This is a genomic window from Streptomyces sichuanensis (genome assembly GCF_020328095.1).
Lineage (GTDB): Bacteria > Actinomycetota > Actinomycetes > Streptomycetales > Streptomycetaceae > Streptomyces > Streptomyces cinnamoneus.
In genome coordinates, this window is sequence record NZ_JAIXMK010000022.1 from 1 (window position 1) to 5,161 (window position 5,161).

A 5,161-nucleotide genomic window follows, 5' to 3' on the forward strand; every position below is an offset into this window, starting at 1 on the left:
GAGGCGGTTCGCGCTACGGCTGCGGGGGCCGTAAATATTGCAGCCCCCAGAAGGGCCCGCCCCACCCCGGCCCCGCCCCACGACGGCGCTCCCCGCAGCCGGCCCTCCGGCAGGCGCCCCGCAGACCTCAGTCCTGCGTCCCCAGCAGCGGCCGCAGCTGCTTCGGCAGGTGGTTCTCGCAGGACTGGCGCGACGTCTGGGTGAGGGCGTCGTCCACGCACGTGTAGTAGTCGCGGTACACCACGTGGAACGCGAACGTCGCCGCCACGATCGCCAGCGCCAGCCCGCCCGTCACCAGGCCGCTCACCGCCGCCGTCGTCTGGGGGCGGAAGCCGCCCGGCGGGGGTGGCGGGGTGGGGACGTCCGGGTCGGACGGCTTCGGCTTGGCCTTGGCGCGCAGGGAGCTGACGCCCCAGTAGACCGAGAGGGCGCCGAGGAGCAGGGCCACCTGCGGGATGCTGAAGAGGGCGAAGAAGAAGCCCCACATGCCCGCGAGCAGGGCATAGCGGGCGCGGCGCTGGGCCGGGTCCGTGGGGTCCCAGCGCAGGCCGCCGTTCGGGCCGCCCGGAGGGCCGCCGGGGCCGCCGCCCTGGCCGCCGAAGCCGCCGCCCTGCCGGCCGGGCTGCCGGCTGCTCCACTGGCTGCCCCACGCGGGAGGCTGCTCGTCGCCCTGTCCGCCGCCCTCGCCCTGCGTTCCGGGCCCGCCGTCCTCGCCGCCCGACGGCTGCCGGGGCTGCCAGGGGCGGTCCGGCCGGCCCTGCGGGGGCGCGGCGAAGGGGTTGTCCCGCTGCTCGTCCGTGGGGGACGACGGCGATCCGCCCTCGCGCAGCACGATGCGCAGCACGGGGCCCGGGGTCGTCGGCGGAAGGCGGTGAGCCGCGTGGCGGCGTCGGTCCGGCATGTGGAGTAGGTCTTCCCCTTGTGTCGTCGTCCTGCACGTCGAGCCTACGGTGCCGCGCCCCGTTTCCCGCGCCGTCGCCCGGCCCGGTCCCGACGCTACCTCCCGTGCGCGCCCCCGTCCCGCGGGGGCGGTTGGGTGTGCCGGTATCGTTGCTGGCGGTCGGCGGCTTCGTAGAGTCCCCCGTATTCGGCGACCCCTCCGACTCGTACGACCATACAAACCGCGCCACCCGCCAGAAAGGGCCCTGTTGTGGCTGCCCCCGCCCGCATCGTTGCGCTCGTGTCCGGATCCGGGACGAATCTGCAGGCCCTGCTGGACGCCATCGCCGCGGATCCCGACGGCTACGGGGCCCGTGTGGTGGCCGTGGGCGCCGACCGGGAGGGCATCGCCGGGCTGGAGCGCGCCGAGCGCGCCGGGCTGCCGACGTTCGTGTGCCGGGTGCAGGACCACCCCTCGCGCGACGCCTGGGACCGGGCCCTGGCCGAGGCGACCGCGGCGTACGAGCCGGACCTGGTGGTCTCGGCCGGTTTCATGAAAATCCTGGGCAAGGACTTCCTCGCCCGGTTCGGCGGGCGGATCGTCAACACGCACCCCGCCCTGCTCCCCAGCTTTCCCGGTGCGCACGGCGTCCGCGACGCGCTCGCGTACGGCGTGCGGGTGACCGGGTGCACCGTCCACTTCGTCGACGAGGGTGTCGACACCGGACCGATCATCGCCCAGGGCGTGGTCGAGGTCCGGGACGAGGACGACGAGGCCGCTCTCCATGAGCGGATCAAGGAAGTCGAGCGAGCGCTGCTCGTCGAAGTCGTGGGCCGCCTGGCCCGGCACGACTATCGCATTGAGGGACGAAAGGTACGGATCTCGTGACCGCCGAAGGTACGACCTCCGAAGGCATGAAGCGGCCCATCCGCCGGGCGCTGGTCAGCGTCTACGACAAGACCGGGCTGGAGGAGCTGGCCCGCGGTCTGCACGACGCGGGCGTCGAGCTGGTCTCCACCGGTTCCACGGCCGGCCGGATCGCCGCCGCCGGCGTTCCCGTGACCAAGGTCGAGGAGCTCACCGGCTTCCCCGAGTGCCTGGACGGCCGGGTGAAGACCCTGCACCCGCGCGTCCACGCCGGCATCCTCGCCGACCAGCGGCTGGAGGCGCACCGCGAGCAGCTCGACGAGCTCGACGTCCGCCCCTTCGAGCTGGTGATCGTCAACCTCTACCCGTTCCGCGAGACCGTCGCCTCGGGCGCCTCGGCCGACGAGTGCGTCGAGCAGATCGACATCGGCGGTCCCTCGATGGTCCGCGCGGCGGCCAAGAACCACCCCTCCGTCGCCGTGATCGTCAACCCGGAGCGGTACGACGACGTGCTCAAGGCCGTCGCCGACGGCGGCTTCGACCTCGCCGCCCGCAGGCGCCTGGCCGCCGAAGCGTTTCAGCACACGGCCGCCTACGACGTGGCCGTGGCGAGCTGGTTCGCGGCCGACTACGCGGCGGCCGACGACAGCGGCTTCCCCGACTTCCTCGGTGCCGCCTTCTCCCGCTCGAACGTGCTCCGCTACGGCGAGAACCCGCACCAGCCCGCCGCCCTCTACACCGACGGCAGCGGCACGGGCCTGGCGGCCGCCGAGCAGCTGCACGGCAAGGAGATGTCCTACAACAACTACGTGGACACCGAGGCCGCCCGCCGGGCGGCCTACGACCACACCGACCCCTGCGTCGCGATCATCAAGCACGCCAACCCGTGCGGCATCGCGACCGGCCAGGACGTCGCCGAGGCCCACCGCAAGGCCCACGCCTGTGACCCGCTGTCCGCGTTCGGCGGCGTCATCGCCGTGAACCGGCCGGTGTCGGTGGCGATGGCCGAGCAGGTCGCGGAGATCTTCACCGAGGTCATCGTCGCCCCCGGCTACGAGGACGGCGCCGTCGAGGTCCTGGCCCGCAAGAAGAACATCCGGGTGCTGCGCTGCGCCGACGCCCCCTGCGCCGTCAAGGAGGCCCGCCCCGTCGAGGGCGGCCTGCTGCTGCAGGAGAAGGACCGCCTCCAGGCCGAGGGCGACGACCCGGCCAACTGGACGCTGGCCACGGGCGACGCGCTGTCCGCCGAGGAGCTGGCCGAGCTGGCCTTCGCCTGGAAGGCGTGCCGCGCGGTGAAGTCCAACGCGATCCTGCTCGCCAAGGACGGCGCGACCGTCGGCGTCGGCATGGGCCAGGTCAACCGCGTCGACTCCGCCAAGCTCGCCGTCCAGCGCGCGGGCGAGGAGCGCGCCCGGGGCGCGTACGCCGCCTCCGACGCCTTCTTTCCCTTCCCCGACGGGCTGGAGGTGCTGACCGCCGCCGGCGTCAAGGCCGTGGCCCAGCCCGGTGGTTCGGTCCGGGACGAGCAGGTGGTGGAGGCCGCCAAGGCGGCGGGCGTGACGATGTACTTCACCGGCACGCGCCACTTCTTCCACTGAGACGGGTGGAGGCCGCACCCGGTGGGTGCGGCCTCCCTCGCCGTGGACGCTCAGCGCGTCCGGATGACGACCGTGCCGATGATCTTGTCGGCGAACGTCTGCTTCTTCTCGTCCCACAGCGGCCACAGGTAGCCCAGGTAGAGGAAGCTGTCGACGATGTGGCAGAGGTTGCGGACGAACGTCATCCAGAAACCGATCGGCCGGCCGTCGCGCTCGCGCAGGACGCTGATGCCCATCGCCTTCTTGCCGGGCGTCTGGCCGGTCTTGCCCTGGCGGTAGAGCATCCAGAAGCCGATGAACATCGCGACCAGGCACGAGACGCCGATCACGACCATGCCGGGGACGGCCGCGGCGGAGTCGTGCGTGCAGATCTCGAAGCCGGACGCGGTGGTCGTGCACTCCTCGCTGGCGTCGACGGCGGCGAAGATCATGACCGCGCCGGCGACGATGCCGACGAGCGGCACGAGCGCGCCGATCAGCGTGTCCAGCAGGGTCGCACCCACGCGCGAGCCCCAGCCGGCCAGCGGCGGGAGCTGCGGTGCGCCGTAGGGGGCCTGCCCGTAGCCGTAGCCGGGGGTGTGGGCGGGGCCCGCCCCGTAGCCGTACGGCTGCTGCTGTTGCGGGAACGGGGGGTACGCCCCGCCCGGCTGCTGGGGGTAGGGCGGGTACTGGCCGGGCGGCTGCGGGTGGGTCACCTGAGCGTCCTTAGAGCGGTGGCGGAAAACGTACGGGGACGGCCGTGGCGTCCGCCACAGCGGCGGTCATCGTAGGCATACGGTCGTACCGCCGCTCCGCCCGCACCCTTGCCCGCCCCGCCCGCGCCCCACCTGAGTGGAACCCACTGCATCACATCCTGGAGGATGGACACATGACCGCCCAGATTCTCGACGGCAAGGCCACCGCGGCCGCTATCAAGTCCGAACTCACCACCCGCGTGGAGGCGCTGAAGGCCAAGGGCGTCACGCCGGGCCTCGGCACCCTCCTCGTCGGCGACGACCCCGGCAGCAAGTGGTACGTGGCCGGAAAGCACCGTGACTGCGCCGAGGTCGGCATCGGCTCGATCCAGCGCGAGCTGCCCGCCACCGCCACGCAGGAGGAGATCGAGGCGGTCGTCCGCGAGCTCAACGACAACCCCGAGTGCACCGGCTACATCGTCCAACTCCCGCTGCCCAAGGGCATCGACACCAACCGTGTCCTGGAGCTGATGGACCCGGCCAAGGACGCCGACGGCCTGCACCCGATGAGCCTGGGCCGCCTGGTGCTGAACGAGACCGGCCCGCTGCCCTGCACCCCGAACGGCATCATCGAGCTGCTGCGCCGGCACGACGTGGAGCTCAACGGCGCGCACGTGGTGGTCGTCGGCCGCGGCATCACGGTGGGCCGTTCGATCGGTCTGCTGCTCACCCGTAAGACGGAGAACGCGACGGTCACCCTCTGCCACACCGGCACCCGTGACCTGTCGGCCAGGCTGCGCGAGGCGGACATCATCGTCGCCGCGGCGGGCGTGGGCCACCTGATCAAGCCCGAGGACGTCAAGCCGGGTGCGGCGGTCCTGGACGTCGGCGTCAGCCGGGACGGCGAGGGCAAGATCATGGGCGATGTGGACCCGGCGGTCGCCAAGGTCGCGGGCTGGGTCTCCCCCAACCCCGGGGGCGTCGGTCCGATGACCCGTGCGCTGCTGCTGGTCAACGTCGTGGAGGCCGCCGAGCGCGCCGCGGGGGGCGGCCATGCGGGCTGAGCGGGACGAGCCGGGCGACGGCTCCGCCGACGCCCCCCGGCCCGCCCCCGCGGGCGGGCCGGGGGGCGCCCGCTTCTC

General features: G+C 73.1%; 5 protein-coding genes. 3 read left to right on the forward strand and 2 right to left on the reverse strand.

Features of this window, described 5'->3' with window-relative positions:
* Positions 1-127: 127 nt before the first annotated feature.
* Positions 128-901 carry a hypothetical protein gene (locus LE181_RS09970; RefSeq protein WP_263868688.1) on the reverse strand — a complete coding sequence of 258 codons (774 nt, stop codon included), beginning with the start codon at positions 899-901 and terminating at the stop codon, positions 128-130.
* A 213-nt stretch (positions 902-1,114) separates the two neighbouring features.
* On the opposite strand from LE181_RS09970, the gene purN reads away from it, so the two are divergent.
* A complete protein-coding gene (gene purN / locus LE181_RS09975; RefSeq protein ID WP_372458303.1) occupies positions 1,115-1,768 on the forward strand; it encodes a phosphoribosylglycinamide formyltransferase in 654 nt (217 codons plus the stop codon).
* 26 nt (positions 1,769-1,794) lie between these two features.
* Positions 1,795-3,345, forward strand: a complete 1,551-nt coding sequence (purH, locus tag LE181_RS09980) for a bifunctional phosphoribosylaminoimidazolecarboxamide formyltransferase/IMP cyclohydrolase (protein ID WP_225660859.1) — start codon at positions 1,795-1,797, stop codon at positions 3,343-3,345.
* A 50-nt stretch (positions 3,346-3,395) separates the two neighbouring features.
* Here purH and LE181_RS09985 read toward each other — a convergent pair whose 3' ends face one another.
* Positions 3,396-4,040, reverse strand: a complete 645-nt coding sequence (locus LE181_RS09985) for an RDD family protein (protein WP_225660857.1) — start codon at positions 4,038-4,040, stop codon at positions 3,396-3,398.
* A gap of 173 nt (positions 4,041-4,213) precedes the next feature.
* On the opposite strand from LE181_RS09985, the gene LE181_RS09990 reads away from it, so the two are divergent.
* Positions 4,214-5,083, forward strand: coding sequence for a bifunctional methylenetetrahydrofolate dehydrogenase/methenyltetrahydrofolate cyclohydrolase (locus LE181_RS09990; RefSeq protein WP_225660858.1), 870 nt, complete (start codon positions 4,214-4,216; stop codon positions 5,081-5,083).
* The last annotated feature ends 78 nt before the right edge of the window (positions 5,084-5,161 follow it).